Below are 22,216 nucleotides of genomic sequence, written 5' to 3'. Positions count from 1 at the left end.
CGCTGAATGGGTTTCAAAGACATTTCCCTGATCGCCGGCTCGGCCATGGCGGCCCAGACCGTGCGCATGAACACGATCGCCAGCAACCTGGCCAACGCAAATGCCGTGGCCACCACCGAGGCCGAGGCCTACCGCGCCCGCAAGCCCGTGTTTTCCGCCGTGCTCGACGGCGAGGGCGTGGCCAAGGTGCAGGTGCTGGACGTGGTGCAGTCGAGCGAACCGCTGCGCCGCGTGCATGAGCCGGACAATCCGCTGGCCGACGCCGACGGCATGGTCTTTTACGCCAACGTCAATGAAGTGGCCGAGATGGCCGACATGATGGCCGCCTCGCGCGCCTTCGAAACGAACGTCGAGGTCATGGGCCGCATCAAGTCGATGCAGCAGTCCCTGATCCGCATGGGAGAAAGCTGATCATGGTCACCACCACCAACAACTTCGGTTTCAGCAGCAATTACAGCAGCACCAGCACCAGCCCGGCCGGCGTGCCGATGAGCGAGAACAAGGACATGTTCACCAAGCTGCTGGTGGCGCAGATCCGCAACCAGGATCCGCTGGCCCCGTCCGATCCGGCCACCTTCGTCAACCAGCTGTCGCAGCTGTCGCAGACCGAGGCGCTGGAAAACATGACCCAGACCACGGCCGCCAGCGCCACCATGCTGCAGAGCCTGCAGGTGCTGGCGATGGGCGGCCAGGTCGGCAGCCAGGTCTCGGTCGAGACCAGCCGCGTGGAACTGGGCGACGCCGCGATCACCGGCAGCGTGCGCCTGGAAGGCGCCAGCACCCTCACCCATGTGATCCTGACCGACGTCGCCGGCAAGCAGACCAGGATCGAACTGCCGCCGCACGGCGCCGGCGGCCAGGCATTCACGCTCGACCCGGCGCAGCTCGGCCTGCCGGCCGGCAAGTACAGCATCGCGGCCGAGTCGTCGGACGGCACCAAGCCGGCGATCGAGATCGACGGCCGCCTGAACAGCGTGCGCCTCGATTCGACCGGCGGCATCCTGATGCAGGTGGCCGGCGTCGGCGAAGTCGAGCCGGGCTGGATCACGGGTTTCAACGGTAAAAACACGTCCGCCGACCTGGCGCTGACCAACTAAGCAAAGGATTCCCCATGAGCTTCAATATCGCCCTGTCGGGCATCCAGGCCATCAACGAGCAGCTGAACACCCTGTCGAACAATATCGCCAACGCCGGCACCTACGGCTTCAAGAGCAGCCGCGCCAACTTCTCGTCGGTGTACGCGGGCGACATGGCCAACGGCGTGCAGGTCGGCTCGCTGACCCAGGACATCGGCAAGAACGGCAGCCTGCAGACCACCGGCCGCGGCCTCGACGCCGCCATCCTCGGCCGCGGCTTCTTCACCAGCCGCGACGCCCAGGGCGTGGTCTCGTACTCGCGCGTCGGCATCTTCAACACCAATGCCGACGGCTACCTGGTCGACGCCACCGGCAAGCGCGTGCAGGGCTATGGCCCGACCGTCAACGGCGTGCGTGGCGCGATTGGCGATATCGCTGTTCCGACCGGTCAAATTCCGGCTGAGCCTAGTGACAAGGTCAGCTATACGGGCAATATGTCTGCAGACTGGAAAGTTCCGACCGTGACGCCGTTCGATATGGCCAATGCAAACAGCTACAACATGGTCAAACAGTCCGTGGTGTACGACTCGCTGGGAAGCCAGCACACGGTATCGCAATATTTCATCAAGACCGACGACAATACGGTGAGCGTGCGTTACAGCGTCAATGGCGCCGCCCCGACTGTCACGCATACTTTGAATTTCGACGAGGACGCCCAGCTGGAAGCCGATTCGGTGATGAGCGGAGCCTTGACCTTCAACGTCCCTGGCGCAAATCCTGTCACCGTTTCTTTCGACTATACCGGCACGACGAAATTCGGCGGTGAGGCAACCACGACGACGAACCGCGGAAACGGCTACGCTTCCGGCACCTTCATCGGCGTAGAACTGGCCGAGGACGGTTCGATCGTCGCCAAGTACAGCAACGATCAGCAGCAGGTCGTGGGCACCGTGGCGCTCGCCACTTTCCCGGACGAGGGCAGCCTGGTCCCGACCAGCGACACCACCTGGGTCGCCAACGCCAACTCGGGCGCGCCGCTGTACACCGTACCGGGCGAAGGACTGGGCGGCAAGCTGTCCAAGGGCTCGCTGGAAGGTTCGAACGTGGACATCACCTCGGAACTCGTCGGCCTGATGACCTCGCAGCGCAACTACCAGGCCAACTCGAAGGTGATCACCGCCGAGAACCAGATGATGCAGTCGCTGATGCAGGCGCTGTAAGCATAGGCCATGGACAAGTTCATCTTCACCGCCGTCAGCGCCGCCCAGCGCACCCTGCAGGCGCAGCAGGTGCGCGCCAACAACCTGGCCAATGCCGACACCCCGGGCTTTCGCGCCAATATCGAACTGGCCTCGAGCCAGGCGCTGGCCGGCTACGGCTACGACGACGTGCACCTGGCGCGCGGCATGGCCGATGCCGTCTCGACCCGCAACGGCACTGTGCGCGACACCGGCCGCGCGCTGGACGTCGCCGTCAACGGCAACGGCTACCTGGCGGTGGAATTCGACAACGGCGAAGCCTATACCCGCGCCGGCGCGATCGACATCGACGCCAACGGCGCGCTGTCGGTGGGTGGCCGCCCGCTGCTGGGCGAGGGCGGGCCGATCGTGCTGCCGCCGCACACCGCGGTCGATATCGCGGGCGACGGCACCATCTCGGTGATGCCCGAAGGCGGCACCCTCACCCAGATCATCGACCGCCTGCGGCTGGTCAGCGCCGACGGCGCCCAGCTGGCCAAGAACGAAGCCGGCCTGATCGTCACGCGCGACGGCGAGCAGCTCGCGGCCGACCCGAACGTCACCGTGCGCGGCCGCGCCCTCGAAGGCAGCAACGTCTCGGCGGTCGAGGAGATGGTGGCCGTGATGAGCCTGAACCGCAGCTTCGAACTGCAGATGAAGATGTTCAAGGCCAGCGACAGCATGAACGAGTCGGGCAACCGGCTCATCGGCGCCTGAATCGCGAAATAAGGCGACACTTAATTAGGGAGCAACCATGAATCCAGCAATGTGGATCAGCAAGACCGGCGTGCAGGCACAGGATGCCAAGCTGCAGGCCATCGCCAACAACCTGGCCAACGTCAACACCGTCGGCTTCAAGCGCGACCGCGTCGTGTTCGAAGACCTGTTCTACCAGGTCGACGCCCAGCCGGGCGCCCAGAACGCCGACAACACCGTCAACGGCGGCGTCCAGCTCGGCAACGGCGTGCGCGTGGTCGGCACCCAGAAAGCCTTCACCAACGGCAGCCTGCAGACCACCAGCCAGCCGCTCGACGTCGCCATCTCGGGAAACGGTTTCCTGCAGGTGCTGCGCCCGAACGGCGAACCGGCCTACACCCGCGCCGGCCAGCTGAAGGTCGATCCGAACGGCACCCTGACCAATGCCCAGGGCCTGGCCATCGTCCCGCAGATCACGATCCCGCAAAATGCCAGCGGCGTGACCATCGGCGAGAACGGCGTGGTCTCGGTGACCTTCCCGAACCAGCCGGCGCCGCAGGAAATCGGCCAGATCAACCTGACCGCCTTCATCAACCCGACCGGCCTGCTGGCCCTGGGCGACAACCTGTTCCAGGAAACCGCCGCCAGCGGCGCGCCGAACGAAGGCCGTCCGGGCGACGCCGCCTTCGGCACCCTGAAGCAGGGCGCGCTGGAAGGCTCGAACGTGCAGGTGGTCGAAGAGATGGTCGACATGATCGCCGCCCAGCGCACCTACGAGATGAACACCAAGGTGCTGTCGGCGGCCGACAATATGCTGCAATACCTGTCGCAGGCGGCGCGCTGATGAAAGCCCTGGCTGCCCTGCTCTGCGTCATGGTGCTGGCCGGCTGCGCCACGCCGGCGCAGGTCGCCATGCGCGACGACGATGACGACCACATGCCGCTGCAGCGCATGGCGCGCGGCGGCGTCTCGGGCGGCGTGTTCACCGCCGACACCGTCTCGCTGACCTCGGACAGCCGCGCCTACCGCGTAGGCGACGCCGTCACCGTGATCCTGCAAGAGACGACCCAGGCCAGCAAGCGCGCCGGCACCAGCATCTCGAAGGGGTCTTCCATTGGCATTTCTCCGCTCGCCGCGCTGGGCAAGGTCTACGACAAGGCGGCGGTCGACATCACCGCCGACCGCGATTTCCAGGGCGACGCTACCAGCACCCAGCAGAATGCGCTGTCCGGCTCGCTGACCGTGATCGTGCAGGAAGTGCTGCCCAACGGCCTGTTGCGCGTGGCCGGCGAAAAGAACCTGATGCTGAACCAGGGCGAGGAATTCGTGCGCCTGAAGGGCTTCGTGCGCGCCGCCGACGTCGACGCCGACAACCGCGTGTCCTCGCTGCGCGTGGCCAATGCCCGCATCGCCTATTCGGCGCGCGGCGCGCTGGCCGAGGCCAACCAGCCGGGCTGGCTGACGCGCTTCTTCAACAGCCCCCTGATGCCATTCTAAGGTCGACATCATGAACCTGCGCCGCATTGTTCCCCTCATGGTCGCCGCCGTCCTCGGCTGCGCCATCTTGCCCGTCCAGGCCGCGCAAGCGCTGCGCAACCTGGTCAGCGTCGAAGGCGTGCGCGAGAATCCGCTGGTCGGCTATGGCCTGGTGGTGGGCCTGAACGGCTCGGGCGACTCGACCCAGGTCAAGTTCGCCAGCCAGTCGGTCATCAATATGCTCAAGCAGTTCGGCGTGCGCCTGCCGGAAGGCGAGGACGCCAAGAACAAGAACGTGGCCGCCGTGATGGTCTCGGCCACCTTCCCGCCCGGCTACCGCCGCGGCCAGAGCATCGACGTCACCGTCTCGTCGCTGGGCGACGCCAAGAGCCTGCGCGGCGGCACCCTGCTGCTCACGCAACTGCGCGCGGCCGACAACGAAGTCTATGCCCTGGCCCAGGGCAATGTGGTGGTCGGCGGCCTGAACGCCACCGGCCGCAGCGGCTCCTCGGTCACCGTCAACACCCCGACCGCCGGCCGGGTGCCCAACGGCGCCATGATCGAGCGCGAGATCGCGACCGACTTCGCGACCCGCCCGCAAGTGATGCTGCGCCTGCGCCAGCCGCATTTCGAGACCGCCACCAACGTGGTCAATGCGATCAACAAGCGCTACGGTCCGATCGCCACCACCCTGGACGGCACCAGCGTCGAAGTCATCGCGCCGGAGAATCCCACCGAGCGCGTCGCTTTTGTGGCCGCCCTGAATGCGATGAGCGTGGAAGCCGGCATCGAAGTGCCGAAAGTCGTGTTCAACTCGCGCACCGGCACCGTCGTCATCGCCGACGGCCTGCGCGTGAAGGCGGCCGCCGTGACCCATGGTTCGCTCAAGGTGATCATTTCGGAGAGCTCGCGCGTCAGCCAGCCGGGCCCGTTCGGGCGCGGCCAGACCGCCGTGACGCCGGAATCGAAATTGTCGGTCGACCAGGGCTCGGGCCAGATGTTCCGCTGGCCGCCGGGCGCGCGCCTGCAAACCATCATCGACACCGTGAACAGCCTGGGCGCCTCGCCCGACGACATCATGGCGATCCTGCAGGCCCTGGACCAGGCCGGCGCGATCGAAGGCGAACTGGTGGTGATCTGATGCGCATCGACGATCTTCGCAACGGCAGCCTGACCCCGAACACCGACGCGCCGGTCGCGCCCGCCGCCGACCAGCCCGACCCGGCCTACGTGGCGAAAGCCACCCAGGCCGCGGTCGAATTCGAGCGCTTTTTCGTGAGCCACATGCTGCGCACGATGCGTTCTTCGACCCGCGCGATGGCGGCCGAGGACAGCGTGTTCAACAACCGCGTCAACCAGGACATGCAGGACATGGCCGACGACCTGCTGGCCGGGAATATGGCCGGCCAGCGCGCCTTCGGCATCGCCGACGCTATCCTGCGCCAGCTGGTGCCGGGCGCCACCACCGGCAAGCGCTGAGCGGTCGACCCGATTTACATCTAATACTTAATAAACGGCAATAATCGGTCGCCCTGTTAGGTTAACGCAGGTTAAGCCTGTATCGAGGACGAATTCGCATCATGACGATCATCAATAATGCCCTGTCGGGCGCCCTCGCCGCCCAGCTCGCACTGTCGGCCAGCAGCCACAACATCGCCAACCTGCAGACCAAGGGCTATACCCGCCAGTCGGCGCTGTTGATGGCGGTCGGTCCGGATGCCAGCGGCCGCTCGGCCGGCAATGGCGTGCAGGTGACCTCGCTGCTGCGCTTCTCGGACAACTACAAGACCCAGGCCATGTGGCGCGCCAATTCCGAGCAGGGCATGTACTCGCAGTCGCAGCCCTACCTGACCCAGCTCGAGAGCGTGATGAGCGACGCCTCGGCCAGCCTGTCGGCCGGCATCGACGACTTCTTCAAGGCGATCAACGCGGTGGCCGGCGACCCCGGTTCGACCCCGCTGCGCCAGCAGGTGCTGACCGCGGCAGGCCTGATGGGCGAGCGCTTCAATGGCCTGAACAACGTCTTCAACACCCAGCTGACCTCGGTGCGCCAGCAGCGCAGCGCCCTGGTCGACTCGGCCAACGTCGACATCGCCACCATCGCCCGCCTGAACAAGCAGATCATCGAGACCCAGGCCAGCGGCGTGTCGGCGTCGAGCCTGATCGATGCGCGCGACCAGGCCATCGACGATCTGTCGAGCAAGATGGCGCTGGAGGTATCGGACAATGGTGACGGCAGCCGCGACGTCTCGCTCAAGAGCGGCCAGGCACTGGTGATCGGCAGCATGAGCGGCACCCTTAAAGCGGCCCCGACCGCAGATTCGCCGCAGGGGTTCTCGATCACCTTCGCCAGCTCGACTTTCGCGCTCGACGCCAGCAAGATGGGCGGCCAGCTGGGCGGCCTGACCCAGTTCGAGATCAACACCCTGCTGCCGCTGCAGGAAGACGTCGACTCGCTGGCCGAGCAGATCGCCACCCTCGTTAACGAGCAGTTGGCGCGTGGTTATACCTCGCCTGCCGACGAGCCGAACGGCACGCCGCTGTTCGTCTACACCCCAGGCGGCGGCGCGAACATGCTCAAGACGGTCGAAGGCTTCAAGGCCCAGGACCTGGCCTTCTCGAGCGACGGCGAGCCGGGCGACACCGGCAACCTGCAGAAGCTGGCCGCCCTCAAGAGCGAATCGATCACCCTGCCGGGCATCGGTAAAGTCCTCTTGAGCGACGCCGACACCCAGATGCTGGGCAAGCTGGCCGTGGACAGCAAGATCAACAAGGCCGCGCTGAAAACCGCCGAGACCGTGCGCGTCCAGTCGATCAACGACTGGCAGTCGACCAGCGGCGTCAACGAAGACGAGGAAGCGGTCAAGCTGGTGGAGTTCCAGCGCATGTACCAGGCGAACATGCAGGTGATCTCGATCGCCAATTCGCTGTTCGACGCCACCCTCGCCATGATGCAATAAGGAGAGCAGCATGCGTATCGCCACTGCCCAATACCAATCGACGATGAACCAGTCGCTCCAGAACAACCAGGAGCGGCTCAGCTACATCATGCGCCAGCTGGACACCCAGAAGCGCATCCTGCTGCCGTCGGACGACCCGGTCGACAGCGTGCGCCTGTCGCGCCTGGCGCGCGAGGAGTCCACGGTCGGCCAGTACCGCAGCAATATCTCCTCGCTCCAGCTGCGCCTGACCAAGTCGGAAGGCTACCTGAGCAATATGGTTACCGAGATGATCCCGGGCCGCGACCAGCTGGTCTGGGCCCTGGACGGCGCCAACACGCCGGACGACCTGAAGGCCATGATCGCGCCGCTGCAATCGCTGCGCGACAGCCTGTTCTACACCGCCAACACGATCGACGAGGAAGGCAACTACCTGTTCGCCGGCACCGCGACCAAGACCGCGCCGCTGGCGCTCGACGCGGACGCGGACGCCGGCGCGCGCTACAGCTTCGCCGCCAATACCAATGCCCAGCTGGTCGTGGTCGGCAACGGCCTGACCCAGCCCGCCAACGAGAACCTGGCCGGCCTCGAGAAGCTGCTGAACCAGATCGACGCCACCATCGAGGTGATGTCGCAACCGGGCGCCACGCCCAACGACCCGGCCGTGCGCGCCGTGCTCGAAGCCAACCTGAACGGTTTCGACGATGCGCAGGCGCTGATCTCGAGCAAGGTCGCCGACCTGGGCGGACGCCAGAACATCATCAAGACCCTGGACGACAACCACGCCAACATCAGCCTGTCGAACAAGATGGCGATCACCGACATCGGCGCGCTCGACGTCGGCGTCGCCGCCACTGAACTCAACGGTTACTCGACCGCCCTGCAGGCGACCTACAAGGCCTATGCCAAGATCGGCAACCTGAGCCTGTTCAATGCGATCTGATGGCCATGGAAGCACTGCTCAGACCAACCAGCACGACGACCGCCAGCGGCGCCAACCCTAACGGCGGCGCCGTCAGCGGCAACACCGGCGCCCAGAGTACGTCGGCCACCGGACGCGCCCATGCCGTGCCGCCGGCGAGCTCCGCCGACCGCGCCGTCAGCCGCAGCGCGCCGACGGCGAGCCCGTTGCGGCGCGGCGTCGGCATGCAGCAGAACCAGGGCGAAGTGGCGCGCGCCCAGCAGGCGCTCGACTACCTCGAACGCATGGCCAGCCAGCTCGAAGCGCTCAAGGCCGACCTCAGCGCGCGCCTGTCGGGCCGCGGCGCCGCCTCGCGCGAACTCGAAGCGCGCGTGCGCCAGCTCAGCGCCGCCCTCGAGGCGCGCCGCCAGCAGGCCGGCGACGGCCTCGACGCCCAGCTCGACTTCGACGCGGTGCAGGGCGCCCAGCAGCGCTTCCGCATCCAGGGCCTCGACATCGCCTCGCTCAAGGCCGGCGGCACGCAGACCCTGGGCTTTTCGGTCGGCAGCGCCGGCGGCCCGCAACTGGCCACCACGATCGAACCGGGCATGACGCCGGAAGAGATCGCCCGGCGCCTGGACCGCACCCTGGCCCCGGTCAAGGTGCGCGCCGGTCTCGACCAGGACCGCGAACTGGTGTTCCGCACCAGCGAATCGACGTTCTCCGGCGTCAAGGATGCGATCGCGGTGACCGGCCGCGGCCGGGTCGACACGGTCGCCCTGCCATCCTCGCTCGAGCCGAAAGAATGGGAACTGGGCAACCCCGACGCCCTGCGCCAGAGCCTGCGCGAAGTGGTGCAGGCGCTGGCCCGGGTGCGCCGCTCGCAGGACGCCGCCTCGCTGGCGCTGAGCACCGCCATGGCGCGCAGCGCCCAGCCCGAGATCCCGAGCGCCGAACTGGCCATGATCGCGGGCGACTTCGCTTCCACCGCCGCCAGCCACGACTACGAGTCGCTGCTGGCCATCACCTCGGCCCTGGTCGGCGTCAGCCGCGAACGGGTGCACGCCCTGCTCGGCCTGCGCTGAGCTGAGCTGCACCAGGATGGCCGGGACTTGACCGTTCCGGCCACCGATACAATCGATGACTGGTCACGGCTGCATTTTCATGCGATAAAGCAATGGTAGCAACCTTCGGTTGCACGACATTCCCGACCAGGATTATCGAGCCATGCTGACAACTTCCACCACCGGACTCGCGTCCCAGCCCGCCGCCAGCCAATACGGCGACATCCGCACCAACCTGACGCAATCGCTGCTGGCCCAGAATCCCGGGCTGAAGATCATCGATGCCCAGGTCAAGCGCGACGACGCGCGCCTGTCGTCCATCGGCAAGATGGCGCTGGCGCTGGACGGCTTCCGCTCGGTCGCGGCCGGCCTCACCGGCGGCAAGCTCGACATGCTGGCGAGCGCCAGCGGCAGTGCCCTGTCGGCGAAGCTGAGCGCCGCTTCCGCCAACCCCGGCAAGTATACGATCGACGTGCAGCAACTGGCCCAGGGCCAGACGCTGGAGACCAGGGCGGTGGCGGACAAGGACGCGGCATTGGGAACCGGCGGCGCCAGCGTGATCACGGTCGAGACCGGAACCGGCGCGAATGCCAAAAAGACCACGGTGCGCATCGATCCGGGCAACAGCAGCCTCGAAGGCATTGCCAAGGCCATGCGCGAAGCCGGCCTGGATGCCGGGGTCGCCAAGGATGGCGACGGCTATGCGCTGAGCCTGACCGGCGCAACGGGCGCAGCCAACGGCATGCGCGTCAGCGTCGCCGGCGATCCGGTATTGGGGGGCCTGCTCGCTTACCAGCCGGGCACGGAAGGCGGCATGCAGCAGGTGGCCGCGGCCCAGGATGCGCGCCTGGTGGTCGACGGCAAGACCGTCACGTCCGCCACCAACGCGGTCACCGAGGCCATCCCCGGCCTGGACCTGACCCTGAAAGAGACCGGCAAGAGCGAGGTCGAGGTGCGCAGCGATCCGGCCGCGATCGCGGGCAACGTCAAGGATTTCGTCAAGGCCTTCAATGACCTGAACACCCAGCTGGGCAAGCTGGAAATGGGCGACGACCGCTCCGACGCCACGCTGCTGCGGATGCGGGCCCAGATCGGCAATATCGTCAACGGCAGCAGCGTGCGCGACCTGGCCGGCTTCGGCATCACCCAGAAGGATGGCGCGCTGGTGCTGGACGAGGACAAGCTCAAGGCGGCCATCGCCGCCGATCCGGCGCGCGCCAACAAGGTGTTCAGCGACCAGGGCGGCCTGGCCGACCGCCTGGTCGATCAGGTCAACAAGCAGATCGGCGCCAGCGGCAGCCTCGGGGTGGAGGCGGCCAGCGTGATGCGCGAGCGCGACCGCCTGCTCGAGCAGCGCGACAAGGTGATCGACACCGTGACCCGCCAGGCCACGCTCATGGCCCAGCAATACCAGCTGGCCGGCAGCGGTGGCGGACTGCTGTTCGGCGGCGGGCTCGGGCGACCGATGTCGTCGTTCGATTACATGGCCTGATATCGTATAGGGGTATCGGGAGTGGTTCTTAGTCTTGCCACTCCCTGACAATCTGCGCCAGTTCTTCACGCGTCATCTTTCGGGCCTTCAGTATTCGGACAAGATCGGCCTTGGACACCGGCGTGTTCGCCAGCAGCATAGGAAGGTCTTCGGGTCTCACTGGCTCGCCCCAGAGCGGCGCTGTAAAGTTCGGCTTGTCGGAGACGACTGTCCTGGTTGCGACCGGCGCCTTGATGTTCACATAGACGATGTACCGGGTATGCCCTTCGGGAAACGCGTAATCTTTGTAAAGAGCGGTTCCTGCAGGCAGCATGTGGTAGGCCCTCTGCTGTGCTTCAGGTGTGAGCACTTCCAGCAGGAGCGGCTCCTGTAGTTCCAAGTGAGTCGCGTTCTGCATCATTGGTGCTCCAAGTTTTTGAAATGCCATACCGCTAGCAAACATGGCCGCCAGCATTCCTGCGAAACCAAGGAGTCGTAGCCCATTCATCGCTTGTCCTCATATGTTCATTCTTGGTCTTCTTGGCCGAGGGGCTTTCCAGCGTTGCCTGGAAATCTCTGGGTGGCCATGCCAGCCGCCGGGATCAGCAGCTTGTCGGGCGTCAGTTTTAACTTGCAAGGAACTTCTGGAGCGTCCATGGTTGCCTTTCCACTGATATCACTCCAATACCGGCCGACGGCGAGTGACCCAACGGGATATACCTTGAGGCCCGCCAACTCTACTACTGCAGAGCCGGGCAAGAATGTGGCCTCGAAATCAACATTCTCGGAGGTTCCATGGCAAGCGACGTCTATCTGCAAATTGATGGGATTAAGGGCGAGTCCCAGGACAGCGGGCATAAGGACTGGATCGAATGCAGCTCAGTCCATTGGGGGATCATGCAACCGCGTTCGGCGTGCGTATCATCGGCGGGCGGACACACTGCCGAGCGCTGCGAGCTTGACGATATCATGTTTCACAAGATCGCGGATTTGGCTTCGCCCATCTTGATGCAGACCTGCGCTACCGGCAAAACCATCCCGAAAGCCAAGTTTGAATTCATGCGCGCCGACGGGGACGGCAAGCCCATCAAGTATTTCGAGATCGAGCTTGAAAACGTTCTTGTCGGGCAGATCACCCCGAGCATCGAGGCCGGCTCATTGTTGTCCGAGAATGTGTGCCTCAAATTCTCAAGGGTAAAGTGGCGCTACAGCCAGCAAAAGATCGGTGGCGGCAGCGGCGGCTCCACGCTAGGCGGCTGGGATCTGAATCAGAATCGGATCGCGTGCTAGGCCATGTACATCGATGTAGAAAGGTTTACAGCGCATCTTCGCGAGAAATCGGAGGCGCGGAGCCAACGCAAATGCGCTAGATTCGTTCGCCAGGCTCTGGCTGCCGGCGGCGCACACACGAAAGGAGCGCATCCCGTTGACGCCAAGGATTGGGGGCCTATGCTGCTGCGCCTCGGCTTTCATCAACTGACGGTCGAAGACTCAGACAAGTTTATTCCCATGAAAGGCGACGTTGTTGTGCTTCAGCCTTACGAGGGCGGAAACCCCTCAGGGCACATCGCCGCTTTTGATGGACGCATTTGGATCTCCGATTTTCGCCAGATCGACTTTTGGTCCGGCCCCGGCTACCGAAGAAAGAGGCCCGCCCATGTCTTCTATCGCCCTTAAGCATTTTGTCGCGCTCGCCATGTTCCTCATCGCGGGCGGACCGTTCTTCGCTCAGGCTCAGGCTCAGCCTCGCTTTCTTCAAGATCCGCTCATCGGCTTGCGCTACGAACCCACCAAGATCCATTTTGAACCTGTGCCGCAGCAAGTCGTCTCAAAGTGCGAGGCCCTCTCGGGAAATCAGCACATGCGCGGGGTTTGGTTTGTTTTCGGCCTGGCTGGCGACGCGACCGGACGAACCTTCTATCTCGTCAACGGATACGAGATCAGGAGCAAGCCAGAGCCCCCAGACTTTCCAAGGTACAGCGCTGGGGGCTATGGGCTTCTTCTGGTAGTCAACGGGCATGAGTGTCAGCTCATCGACGCGGACGCCCGGCAGTCTTTCGCAGATCGTCTATTCGATGAAGAGCTTCCGCAGCATATTGTCCAAAAGCTTGCGAATAATTTTGCAACGCGGATGAAGAATGCGTTCGGTGGAGCATATAAGCTTCGTGTCGAGATAACCAATCAGCGTATCGATCTCGACGCACTTCCAGAAGAGATTAAAGCATCGCTTCGTGACCTTCGAGAAAAATAGATAAAGCCAACCCTTCCTGGTTGACTCCTCGGTAAGCGAACCCGCTTTGAAGTCAACCACGGCTCCGCTTTCAGGCGTGGTCGTTCGGAAGCCAACCATCGCCGCGTGGACGGCCCACGCGGTGATAGTTATCGATGCCGATCTTGTGCCGGATGAATTATCTGCCAACCATCACCACGTGGACGGCGTAGCCGTCCACCCTACCGCCGCCGGCAAAAAAAAACCCGCTGCAAGCAGCGGGATTTTTTTCGCCCTGGGGCGACGGAGCACCCTGGACTATTTCGCTTACGCCTCGCGGCTGGCCTTCTTGCGCTCGTGCTCTTTCAGGAAGCGCTTGCGCAGGCGGATCGATTTCGGGGTGATCTCGACCAGTTCGTCGTCCTCGATGAACTCGACGGCGTATTCCAGCGACATCTGGATCGGCGGCACCAGGCGCACCGCTTCGTCGGTGCCCGACGAACGCACGTTGGTCAGCTGCTTGCCCTTGATCGGGTTGACGACCAGGTCGTTGTCGCGCGAGTGGATGCCGATGATCATGCCTTCGTACACCGGGGTATTGTGCTCGACGAACATGCGGCCGCGGTCCTGCAGTTTCCAGATCGCGTAGGCGACGGCGGCGCCGTCGTCCTGCGAGATCAGCACGCCGTTGCGACGGCCGGCCAGGTCACCCTTGCTGTTGTCGACCGCTGCGTACTCGTGGAACACGTGGCTCATCAGGCCGGTGCCGCGGGTCAGGGTCATGAATTCGCCCTGGAAGCCGATCAGGCCACGCGCCGGGATCAGGTATTCCAGACGCACACGGCCTTTACCGTCGGATTCCATGTTCTGCAGGTCGCCACGGCGGCGGCCCAGTTCTTCCATCACGCCGCCCTGGTTGGCTTCCTCGACGTCGACGGTCAGGTTTTCGTATGGCTCCTGGCGCACGCCGTCGACCATCTTGTAGACGACGCGTGGACGCGACACCGCCAGCTCGAAGCCTTCGCGACGCATGTTTTCCAGCAGGATGGTCAGGTGCAGCTCGCCGCGGCCCGACACTTCGAAGGTGGTGTCGTCGTCGGTCGGCGCCACGCGCAGCGCGACGTTGGCCTTCAGTTCGCGCTCGAGGCGCTCGCGCAGCTGGCGGCTGGTGACGAACTTGCCTTCGCGGCCGGCCAGCGGCGAGTTGTTGACCATGAAGTTCATGGTCAGGGTCGGCTCGTCGACGGTCAGCATCGGCAGGGCTTCCGGGGTGTCCACGGCGCAGACGGTCGAGCCGATGCCGATTTCTTCGATACCGTTGATCAGGCAGATGTCGCCAGCAACAGCCGAGTCGACCAGCACGCGCTCCAGGCCCTTGAAGTTCAGCACCTGGTTGATGCGGCCCTTGATCGGGGTCGAATCAGGACCATTCAGGATGAGCACATCCTGGCCGGTCTTGACGGTGCCGCGATTGACGCGGCCGATGCCGATCTTGCCGACGTAGGACGAGTAGTCCAGCGAGGTGATCTGCATCTGCAGCGGGCCGTCCGGGTTGTCGTCACGCACCGGCACGTATTTCAGGATGGCGTCGAACAGCGGCTTCATGTCGCCGCCGCGCACGCTTTCGTCCATGCCGGCGTAGCCGTTCAGGCCCGAGGCGTAGACGATCGGGAAGTCCAGCTGCTCGTCGGTCGCGCCCAGCTTGTCGAACAGTTCGAAGGTCTGGTTGATCGCCCAGTCGGCGCGCGCGCCCGGACGGTCGATCTTGTTGACGACGACGATCGGCTTCAGGCCCAGCGCCAGCGCCTTGCGGGTCACGAAGCGGGTCTGGGGCATCGGGCCTTCCTGCGCATCGACCAGCAGCAGCACCGAGTCGACCATCGACAGCACGCGTTCCACTTCGCCGCCGAAGTCGGCGTGGCCCGGGGTGTCGACGATGTTGATGTGCGTGCCTTCGTATTCGACGGCGCAGTTCTTCGACAGAATGGTAATGCCGCGCTCTTTCTCGAGATCATTCGAGTCCATGACGCGGGTGTCCACGGCCTGGTTTTCACGGAAGGTGCCGGACTGGCGCAGCAGCTGGTCGACGAGCGTGGTCTTGCCGTGGTCAACGTGGGCAATGATTGCGATATTACGAATCGCGCGTTTGGTGTTTGACATGATTTTTGAGAAGTAACGTGGTGTACGAAATGTACTGGAACTGCGTGTACTGGAACTGCAAGTCCGATACTGCTGATTTCGGAAACCGACTAGTATAGCATGGTAAGCCGGCCAGTCTGAATCTCGGCGCCGAAAGGCACGAATTTTCAACGGAATTTCAACAGCTTGTCACGGTGGCAGCGTGGTGGAAGATTAGCCGCCGTCCGTGACAGCCGCGTGACATGCCCGATGGAAAAGCGATCAGGCTGCCGGCGCGGTCGAGATCAGGCGCTCCGGCGCCAGGATGGCGTACTCGCCCAGCTGGCCGGTGCCGAGCAGGCGGCCGTCGTGGTAGATGCGCACCCTGCCCTGTTGTTCCGGCACGGCGACATCTTCCTTGCCCAGCGCCAGGCGCTGGCCTTGCAGGAAACGCCTTGCCAGCTCGGCATCCAGTTCGATCGACGGGAAGGTCGACAACAGCGCATCGACCGGCCGCAGCAGCGAGCGCGGGTCCGGGTGCGCCAGCAGCTCATCCAGCGTGATCATGCCCGTGACGTCCAGCGCACCGACCTCGATCCGGCGCAGCGCGTTCAGGTGCGCCCCACAGCCGAGCGCGGCCCCGATGTCCTCGCCCAGCACGCGCACATAGGTGCCCTTGCTGCAGGTGACGCGGATCTTCAGGAACGGCGCCTGGTAGTCGATCAGCGACAGCGCGTGGATCGTCACCGGCCGCGCCTCGCGCTCGAGCGTGATGCCCTCGCGCGCGTATTCATACAGCGCCTTGCCGTCGCGCTTGAGCGCCGAATACATCGGCGGCACCTGCTGGATCGGACCGCGGAACCGCGCCAGCGCCGCCTCGATCTGCTCCACGGTGACGTCGACCGGCAGGGTCTCGATGGCCTCGCCCTCGGTGTCGCCGGTATTCGTCATGATGCCGAGGTGGACCGTGGCTTCATAGGTCTTGTCTGCCTCGAGCAGGTCTTGCGAGAACTTGGTCGCTTCGCCGAAGCACAGCGGCAGCAAGCCGGTGGCGAACGGGTCGAGCGTGCCGGTGTGACCGGCCTTCTTCGCGTTCAGCACGCGCTTGGCGCGGATCAAGGCGTCGTTCGAGGACAGGCCGACCGGCTTGTCGAGCAACAGCACGCCGTCGACGAGGTCGCGCGGTTTTTTCGCGGGACGACCGTTCACTCTTTCTCCGCCGGGTCGGCTTCCTGCGCGTCGGGATTCGACTCCGGATCGTCCTTGGCGCGGGTGGCGTTGGCCTGGTCGATCAGGGCCGACATCGCCATGCCGCGCACGGTCGAGGTGTCGTGCACGAAGTGCAGCGACGGCAAGGTGTGGATGTGCAGGCGCTTGCCCAGCATGTTGCGCAGGTAGCCGGACGCCTTGGACAGGCCTTCCAGCGTCTGGCGCACTTCTTCCGCGCTGTCCTTCAGCAGGGTGAAATAAATCTTGGCGTGGGCGTAGTCGGGGGTCAGCTGGACTTCGCTGATGGTGACCATGCCGACGCGCGGGTCCTTCAGTTCGAAGGCGATGAGTTCCGACAGGTCCTTCTGGATCTGGTCGGCCACGCGCAGGCCGCGCTGTGGAATGCTTTTGCTGTGTTTAGCCATGATGTGCTGCTTGTTCTTTTGTGAGCTTCAATTCACCGTCGTCCCCGCGTAGGCGGGGACCCAAGTTTCTAAGTTCAGTGGCTCTGCTGGGGGCAGTCGTCCAGCGAGCGAACTTGGGTCCCCGCCTGCGCGGGGATGACGTGATAAAAAAGGGCCAGGCCCTCCGCGACATTGCCGCGAAGCGTCCTGGCCCCCATGGTACGCCAACGGCGTGGCTTACAGCGTACGCGCCACTTCGGTGACTTCGAACACTTCCAGGACGTCGCCGACCTGGATTTCGTTGTTGCCCTTCAGCGACAGACCGCACTCGAGACCGGCGCGCACTTCCTTCGCGTCGTCCTTGAAGCGTTTCAGCGAATCGATCTCGCCGGTCCAGATCACGATGTTGTTGCGCAGCAGGCGGACCGACGAGGTACGCTTGACCACGCCATCGGTGACCAGGCAGCCCGCGATCGCGCCGACCTTCGACACCAGGATGACCTGGCGAATCTCGACCTGGCCGGTGACGGTCTCGCGCTTCTCCGGCGCCAGCATGCCCGACAGTGCGGTCTTGATCTCGTCGATCGCATCGTAAATGATGCTGTAGTAACGGATGTCGACGCCGTTCGCCTCGGCCAGCTTGCGCGCCTGGGCGTCGGCACGGGCGTTGAAGCCGATGATGACTGCCTTCGATGCGGTCGCCAGGTTGACGTCCGACTCGGTGATGCCGCCGACCGCCGCATGGACGATCTGCACGCGCACTTCCGAGGTCGACAGCTTCTGCAGCGAGCCCACCAGCGCTTCCTGCGAACCCTGCACGTCGGTCTTGACGATCAGCGGCAGGTTCTTCACCTCGCCTTCGGCCATCTGCTCGAACATGTTTTCCAGCTTCGCGGCTTGCTGCTTGGCCAGCTTCACGTCACGGAACTTGCCTTGACGGAACAGGGCGATTTCACGCGCCTTGCGCTCGTCGGCCATGACCATGACTTCTTCGCCGGCGCTCGGCACTTCGGTCAGGCCCTGGATCTCCACCGGAATCGACGGGCCGGCCGAGGCGATCGTCTTGCCGTTCTCGTCCAGCATGGCGCGGACGCGGCCGAACGAGGAACCCGCCAGCACGACGTCGCCGCGCTTCAGGGTGCCCGACTGCACCAGGATCGTCGCGACCGGGCCGCGGCCCTTGTCCAGACGGGCTTCGACCACCAGGCCACGGGCCAGCGACTCGGTCGGCGCCTTCAGTTCCAGCACTTCGGCCTGCAGCAGCACGTTCTCGAGCAGGTCGTCGATGCCGGTGCCGACTTTCGCCGACACTGGCACGAATGGCGACTCGCCACCGTACTCTTCAGGCACCACGCCTTCGGCGACCAGTTCCTGGGTCACGCGATCCGGGTTGGCGCCCTGCTTGTCGATCTTGTTGATCGCGACGACCAGCGGCACGCCGGCGGCTTTCGCGTGAGCGATCGCCTCTTTCGTCTGCGGCATCACGCCGTCGTCCGCCGCCACCACCAGGATGACGATGTCGGTCGCTTTCGCGCCGCGGGCACGCATCGCGGTGAACGCTTCGTGGCCCGGGGTGTCCAGGAAGGTGATCATGCCGCGCGGGGTGTCCACGTGGTATGCACCGATGTGCTGGGTAATGCCGCCGGCTTCGCCCGACGCGACCTTGGCGCGGCGGATGTAGTCCAGCAGCGAGGTCTTGCCGTGGTCGACGTGACCCATGACGGTGACCACCGGTGCGCGCGAAGTCGATTCGAACTCGGAGTGCTCGCCCTGGTCGGCCAGCAGTGCCTCGGGATCGTCCTCGGCGGCGGCGAAGGCCTTGTGGCCCATCTCTTCCACCAGGATCATCGCGGTTTCCTGATCCAGCACCTGGTTAATGGTGCACATCTGGCCCAGCTTCATCAGCTGCTTGATGACCTCGGATGCCTTGACCGACATCTTGTGCGCCAGTTCGGCCACGGTGATGGTTTCCGGTACAAACACGTCCTTCACGATCGCTTCAAGCGGCGCCTGGAAGTTCGATTCACGATCGTCCGAATGACCGCGACGGCCGCCACGGCCACCGCTGCGCCAGCCGTCACGGCCGCCGGCACCGGCGCCGGCGCCGCCGCGCGTCTTCACGCTCGGGCCGCCACGCTTCTTGGCGTCGTCCGACCAGGTCGACGACACATTGGCCGACTTGATCGACTTCTTGTCGCCCGGCTTCTTGGCGTCGTCCTTCTTGACTTCGCCCGGCTTTTTATCGGCAGGCTTGTGCAGCGTGCCGGCGGCAGCCGCAGGAGCGGCTGGCTTCGGCGCCGGTTCCGGCGCCTTGATCACGCGGCGTGGCTGGCTCATCATGAGCTTGATCTGCGCCACTTCGTCGGCCACGGCCTTGCGTGCGCGCTCGGTGGCGGCAGCGCGTTCGGCGGCTTCCTTGGCGGCGGTTTCCTTGGCAGCCTGGGCCTCCTCGGCGGCTTTCTTGGCCGCTTCGTCGGCGCCGGCGGCTTGCTTGCCCGCCGCGGCTTCCCTGGCGGCCTTGTCGGCGGCAGCCTTGTCGGCGGCGTCGCGCTTGGCCTGTTCTTCGGCTTCGCGCTTGGCCTGCTCTTCAGCCGCCTTGGCTTGCGCCTTTTCTTCGGCTTCCAGCTTGGCCAGGCGTTCCTGCTTCTCGCGCAGGTCGGCCTCTTGACGGGCGATCAGCTCGGCCTGGCGGCGCGATTCTTCCTCGCGGCGCGCCTGTTCGGCGGCGTCGATCACCGGCTCCTCGGGGGCCTTGGTCGTGACCAGGTCGTCGCGCTGCACGAAGGTGCGCTTCTTGCGGACTTCGACCTGGATGGTGCGCGATTTGCCCGACGAATCAGCTTGCTTGATTTCGCTGGTTTCCTTGCGCGTCACCGTGATCTTCTTCTTCTCGCCGGTATCGGCGGCGCCGTGGGTACGGCGCAGATGGTTCAGCAGCTTGTCCTTATCATCTTTCGACAAGGGATCTGACGTCGAGCTTTTCTCGACGCCGGCCGAACGCAGCTGGGTCAGCAGCAGGTCTGCAGGCATCTTCAGCTCGGTGGCAAATTGGGCTACGTTGTTACTCGCCATTCAGTCCTCTTTTCTACGTGTCGCGACAGATGATAAAGAAATGCTCAAGCCTTGGCCGTTTCAGCCAGGCTCCAGGCTTTCGCCTGCAGTGCTTTCGCCCGGTCGTCGTACTTGCTGTCGACCAGTTTCATCTCGTCGTCGGTCACATCATTAAATTCACTCTTGATCAGGTCGCGGGCGCGGTCCGACGACAACGCCAGGATGGCGCCGAATTCGTCATAGGCCAGTGCCGCGAATGCTTCGACCGTCTTGATGCCAGCCAGGCCAAGCTTGCCGGCAACGGTGCGGTCCATGCCTTCCAGATTGACCAGAGCTTCTTCCATGCCTTCGAGACCTTCCTCGGAAGCGATCGCCTCAGTCACCAGCGCGTCACGGGCGCGGGTGCGCAGTTCGTTGACGGTGTCTTCGTCGAACGATTCAATTTCCAGCATCTCGGAAATTGGCACGTATGCGATTTCTTCCAGGCTCGAGAAGCCTTCTTCAACCAGGATATCGGCCACTTCCTGGTCGACGTCCAGTTTTTCCATGAACAGCGCGCGGATCGCGGCCGTTTCTTGCGCCACCTTGTTCGCCGATTCCTCGGCGGTCATGATGTTGATCTTCCAGCCGGTCAGCTCGGACGCCAGGCGCACGTTCTGGCCCGAACGGCCGATCGCGATGGCCAGGTTTTCTTCGTCCACGACCACGTCCATGGCGTGCTTTTCTTCATCGACCATGATCGACGAAACATTCGCCGGAGCCAGGGCGCCGATCACGAACTGGGCCGGATCGTCCGACCACAGCACGATGTCCACGCGCTCGCCGCCCAGCTCGCCGGTCACGGCCTGCACACGCGAACCGCGCATGCCGACGCAGGTGCCGATCGGATCGATGCGCTTGTCGGCCGTGAACACGGCGATCTTGGCGCGCACGCCGGCGTCACGGGCCGCCGATTTGATCTGCAGCAGACCCTGTTCGATCTCTGGCACTTCCAGTTCGAACAGCTTCATGATGAACTCTGGCGCGGTGCGCGACAGGATCACCTGCGGGCCACGCATATTGCGGTCCACACGCAGGATGAAAGCGCGCACGCGGTCGCCGATGCGCAGGTTTTCTTTCGGGATCATCTGGTCGCGCGGCAGGCGCGCCTCGATCTTGCCCGACTCGACGATCGCATCGCCGCGTTCCATGCGCTTGATGGTGCCGGTCACCAGCGAATCGCCGCGCTCCAGGAAGTCTTGCAGGATCTGCTCGCGCTCGGCATCGCGCACGCGCTGCAGCACGACTTGCTTGGTGTCCTGGGCAAAACGACGGCCGAACTCGACCGACTCGATCGGCTCTTCGATGTATTCGTCGACTTCGATGTCAGGAATTTGTTCCTTGGCTTCGAAGTGCAGGATTTCCTGGTCAGGCAGCTGCAGGCCCGCTTCATCAGGCACCACGTGCCAGCGGCGGAAAGTCTCGAACTCGCCGGTGTCGCGATCGATCGACACGCGAATGTCGACTTCGCCTTCATAGCGCTTCTTCGTGGCCTGTGCCAGCGCGAACTCGAGCGCACCGAAAACGACTTCCTTGTCGACGTTCTTTTCGCGCGCAAGCGCATCCACCAGCAATAAAATTTCGCGACTCATGCTTTGCGACTCCTAAAATCCACCTGTGGCACCAAACGTGCCTTGTCCAATTCGGCCAGCGTAAATTCCATCAACGCCGGGCCATCTTTACTGTCAAATTCCAAACCGACCTTGTCGTTCTCGACGCCGCGCAGGATACCGGTATAGGTTTTCCGGTTCGCGCTGCCCGGCACCGCGACGCGCAGCTTGACCGTGCACTCATGGCCGGCGAAGCGGGCGAAATCGGCGAGGGTTCGTACCGGGCGATCGAGGCCCGGCGACGAAATTTCCAATCGTTCGTAATCGACGTTTTCCACGGTCAGCACGTGCGACAGCTGGTGGCTCACCTTGGCGCAGTCCTCGACCGTGATCGGGCCCTTTTCGTCCGCGTCGGCAGCCGGGAAATCGATGTATACACGCAGGATCCCGCGCTCGCCCCGCTCCACATCGACGAGGTCATAGCCGAGTCCACTGACTGTCGTGGCGATTAAGTCAAACTGCTGCACGGCACTTCTCCAGGGCTTTAAAACGATTTACCAAAAAAAAAATGGGCATCTGCCCATCTTTTTGTACTTACAACCCAACCAGATGAAAGCACTTGCACCAATTTCACGCGCATCACGACTCGCGGATACAACGTTCGGGAAGGACTTCGATTAGGCTGCAAATTATACTGCTTTTCCGCTTCTCTCGCAATCGCCATACCATAAATGAGATTTTAAACAACAGTTGGCAGTGTGCTATGGGCTGCGAA

At 64.1% G+C, this 22,216-nt stretch carries 22 protein-coding genes; 15 read left to right on the top strand and 7 right to left on the bottom strand.

The features are described from left to right. Positions 1–6 precede the first annotated feature (6 nt). The 12 genes from flgC (at position 7) to fliD (ending at position 10,882) form a co-directional block, all read left to right on the top strand. Complete coding sequence (gene flgC / locus HMPREF9710_RS17755) at positions 7–411, top strand: flagellar basal body rod protein FlgC (protein ID WP_005668593.1); 405 nt, start codon at positions 7–9, stop codon at positions 409–411. 2 nt (positions 412–413) lie between these two features. After that, a complete protein-coding gene (locus tag HMPREF9710_RS17750; RefSeq protein ID WP_005668592.1) occupies positions 414–1,097 on the top strand; it encodes a flagellar hook capping FlgD N-terminal domain-containing protein in 684 nt (227 codons plus the stop codon). A gap of 14 nt (positions 1,098–1,111) precedes the next feature. After that, positions 1,112–2,296: a flagellar hook protein FlgE gene (locus HMPREF9710_RS17745; protein WP_005668590.1), complete on the top strand. Its 1,185-nt coding sequence runs from the start codon at positions 1,112–1,114 to the stop codon at positions 2,294–2,296. 9 nt (positions 2,297–2,305) lie between these two features. Next, complete coding sequence (locus HMPREF9710_RS17740; RefSeq protein WP_005668588.1) at positions 2,306–3,031, top strand: flagellar basal body rod protein FlgF; 726 nt, start codon at positions 2,306–2,308, stop codon at positions 3,029–3,031. A 37-nt stretch (positions 3,032–3,068) separates the two neighbouring features. Continuing rightward, positions 3,069–3,854, top strand: a complete 786-nt coding sequence (flgG, locus tag HMPREF9710_RS17735) for a flagellar basal-body rod protein FlgG (protein WP_005668586.1) — start codon at positions 3,069–3,071, stop codon at positions 3,852–3,854. After that, positions 3,854–4,507: a flagellar basal body L-ring protein FlgH gene (gene flgH / locus HMPREF9710_RS17730; RefSeq protein ID WP_005668584.1), complete on the top strand. Its 654-nt coding sequence runs from the start codon at positions 3,854–3,856 to the stop codon at positions 4,505–4,507. The genes flgG and flgH overlap by 1 nt, the downstream gene beginning before the upstream one ends. A gap of 10 nt (positions 4,508–4,517) precedes the next feature. Next, positions 4,518–5,627, top strand: coding sequence for a flagellar basal body P-ring protein FlgI (locus HMPREF9710_RS17725; RefSeq protein WP_005668582.1), 1,110 nt, complete (start codon positions 4,518–4,520; stop codon positions 5,625–5,627). Next, a complete protein-coding gene (locus HMPREF9710_RS17720; RefSeq protein WP_005668581.1) occupies positions 5,627–5,965 on the top strand; it encodes a rod-binding protein in 339 nt (112 codons plus the stop codon). The genes HMPREF9710_RS17725 and HMPREF9710_RS17720 overlap by 1 nt, the downstream gene beginning before the upstream one ends. Positions 5,966–6,066: 101 nt before the next feature. Next, positions 6,067–7,446 (top strand): flagellar hook-associated protein FlgK, encoded by a 1,380-nt coding sequence (flgK, locus tag HMPREF9710_RS17715; RefSeq protein ID WP_005668579.1) that lies wholly within the window; start codon positions 6,067–6,069, stop codon positions 7,444–7,446. A gap of 10 nt (positions 7,447–7,456) precedes the next feature. Then, positions 7,457–8,368, top strand: a complete 912-nt coding sequence (flgL, locus tag HMPREF9710_RS17710) for a flagellar hook-associated protein FlgL (RefSeq protein WP_005668577.1) — start codon at positions 7,457–7,459, stop codon at positions 8,366–8,368. Next, on the top strand, positions 8,368–9,411 hold the full coding sequence (locus HMPREF9710_RS17705) for a hypothetical protein (RefSeq protein WP_005668574.1): 1,044 nt from the start codon (positions 8,368–8,370) through the stop codon (positions 9,409–9,411). Before flgL ends, HMPREF9710_RS17705 begins: the two co-directional genes overlap by 1 nt. Before the next feature lie 142 nt (positions 9,412–9,553). Beyond that, complete coding sequence (gene fliD / locus HMPREF9710_RS17700; protein WP_005668572.1) at positions 9,554–10,882, top strand: flagellar filament capping protein FliD; 1,329 nt, start codon at positions 9,554–9,556, stop codon at positions 10,880–10,882. A 28-nt stretch (positions 10,883–10,910) separates the two neighbouring features. Here the strand turns inward: fliD and HMPREF9710_RS17695 are convergent, their stop codons facing one another. Continuing rightward, positions 10,911–11,369 (bottom strand): hypothetical protein, encoded by a 459-nt coding sequence (locus tag HMPREF9710_RS17695; RefSeq protein ID WP_157225638.1) that lies wholly within the window; start codon positions 11,367–11,369, stop codon positions 10,911–10,913. 287 nt (positions 11,370–11,656) lie between these two features. Between HMPREF9710_RS17695 and HMPREF9710_RS17690 the strand changes: the two genes are divergently transcribed. The 3 genes from HMPREF9710_RS17690 to HMPREF9710_RS17680 all read left to right on the top strand — a co-directional run bounded on the left by HMPREF9710_RS17690 (position 11,657) and on the right by HMPREF9710_RS17680 (position 13,112). Beyond that, entirely contained in the window at positions 11,657–12,151 is a 495-nt protein-coding gene (locus HMPREF9710_RS17690; RefSeq protein WP_005668568.1) for an Hcp family type VI secretion system effector, read from the top strand. Between the two features lie 159 nt (positions 12,152–12,310). After that, positions 12,311–12,538 carry a CHAP domain-containing protein gene (locus HMPREF9710_RS28425; RefSeq protein WP_005668566.1) on the top strand — a complete coding sequence of 76 codons (228 nt, stop codon included), beginning with the start codon at positions 12,311–12,313 and terminating at the stop codon, positions 12,536–12,538. Then, on the top strand, positions 12,519–13,112 hold the full coding sequence (locus HMPREF9710_RS17680; protein ID WP_040777014.1) for a hypothetical protein: 594 nt from the start codon (positions 12,519–12,521) through the stop codon (positions 13,110–13,112). The genes HMPREF9710_RS28425 and HMPREF9710_RS17680 overlap by 20 nt, the downstream gene beginning before the upstream one ends. Positions 13,113–13,397: 285 nt before the next feature. Here the strand turns inward: HMPREF9710_RS17680 and typA are convergent, their stop codons facing one another. From typA to rimP, 6 genes are all read right to left on the bottom strand, one after another. Beyond that, complete coding sequence (typA, locus tag HMPREF9710_RS17675; protein WP_005668564.1) at positions 13,398–15,230, bottom strand: translational GTPase TypA; 1,833 nt, start codon at positions 15,228–15,230, stop codon at positions 13,398–13,400. A 240-nt stretch (positions 15,231–15,470) separates the two neighbouring features. After that, positions 15,471–16,397 (bottom strand): tRNA pseudouridine(55) synthase TruB, encoded by a 927-nt coding sequence (gene truB, locus HMPREF9710_RS17670; RefSeq protein ID WP_005668562.1) that lies wholly within the window; start codon positions 16,395–16,397, stop codon positions 15,471–15,473. Next, positions 16,394–16,822 (bottom strand): 30S ribosome-binding factor RbfA, encoded by a 429-nt coding sequence (rbfA, locus tag HMPREF9710_RS17665; protein ID WP_005668560.1) that lies wholly within the window; start codon positions 16,820–16,822, stop codon positions 16,394–16,396. Before rbfA ends, truB begins: the two co-directional genes overlap by 4 nt. A gap of 216 nt (positions 16,823–17,038) precedes the next feature. Continuing rightward, positions 17,039–19,873: a translation initiation factor IF-2 gene (gene infB / locus HMPREF9710_RS17660; protein ID WP_005668558.1), complete on the bottom strand. Its 2,835-nt coding sequence runs from the start codon at positions 19,871–19,873 to the stop codon at positions 17,039–17,041. A gap of 44 nt (positions 19,874–19,917) precedes the next feature. Beyond that, positions 19,918–21,483 carry a transcription termination factor NusA gene (gene nusA, locus HMPREF9710_RS17655; protein ID WP_005668556.1) on the bottom strand — a complete coding sequence of 522 codons (1,566 nt, stop codon included), beginning with the start codon at positions 21,481–21,483 and terminating at the stop codon, positions 19,918–19,920. Then, positions 21,480–21,968 carry a ribosome maturation factor RimP gene (gene rimP / locus HMPREF9710_RS17650; protein ID WP_005668553.1) on the bottom strand — a complete coding sequence of 163 codons (489 nt, stop codon included), beginning with the start codon at positions 21,966–21,968 and terminating at the stop codon, positions 21,480–21,482. Before rimP ends, nusA begins: the two co-directional genes overlap by 4 nt. Positions 21,969–22,216 lie beyond the last annotated feature (248 nt).

Source organism: Massilia timonae CCUG 45783 (assembly GCF_000315425.1).
In the GTDB taxonomy this organism is placed as follows: domain Bacteria; phylum Pseudomonadota; class Gammaproteobacteria; order Burkholderiales; family Burkholderiaceae_D; genus Telluria; species Telluria timonae.
The sequence above is the reverse complement of the archived record's forward strand: the minus strand, read 5'-3'. Positions and strand labels throughout refer to the sequence as shown.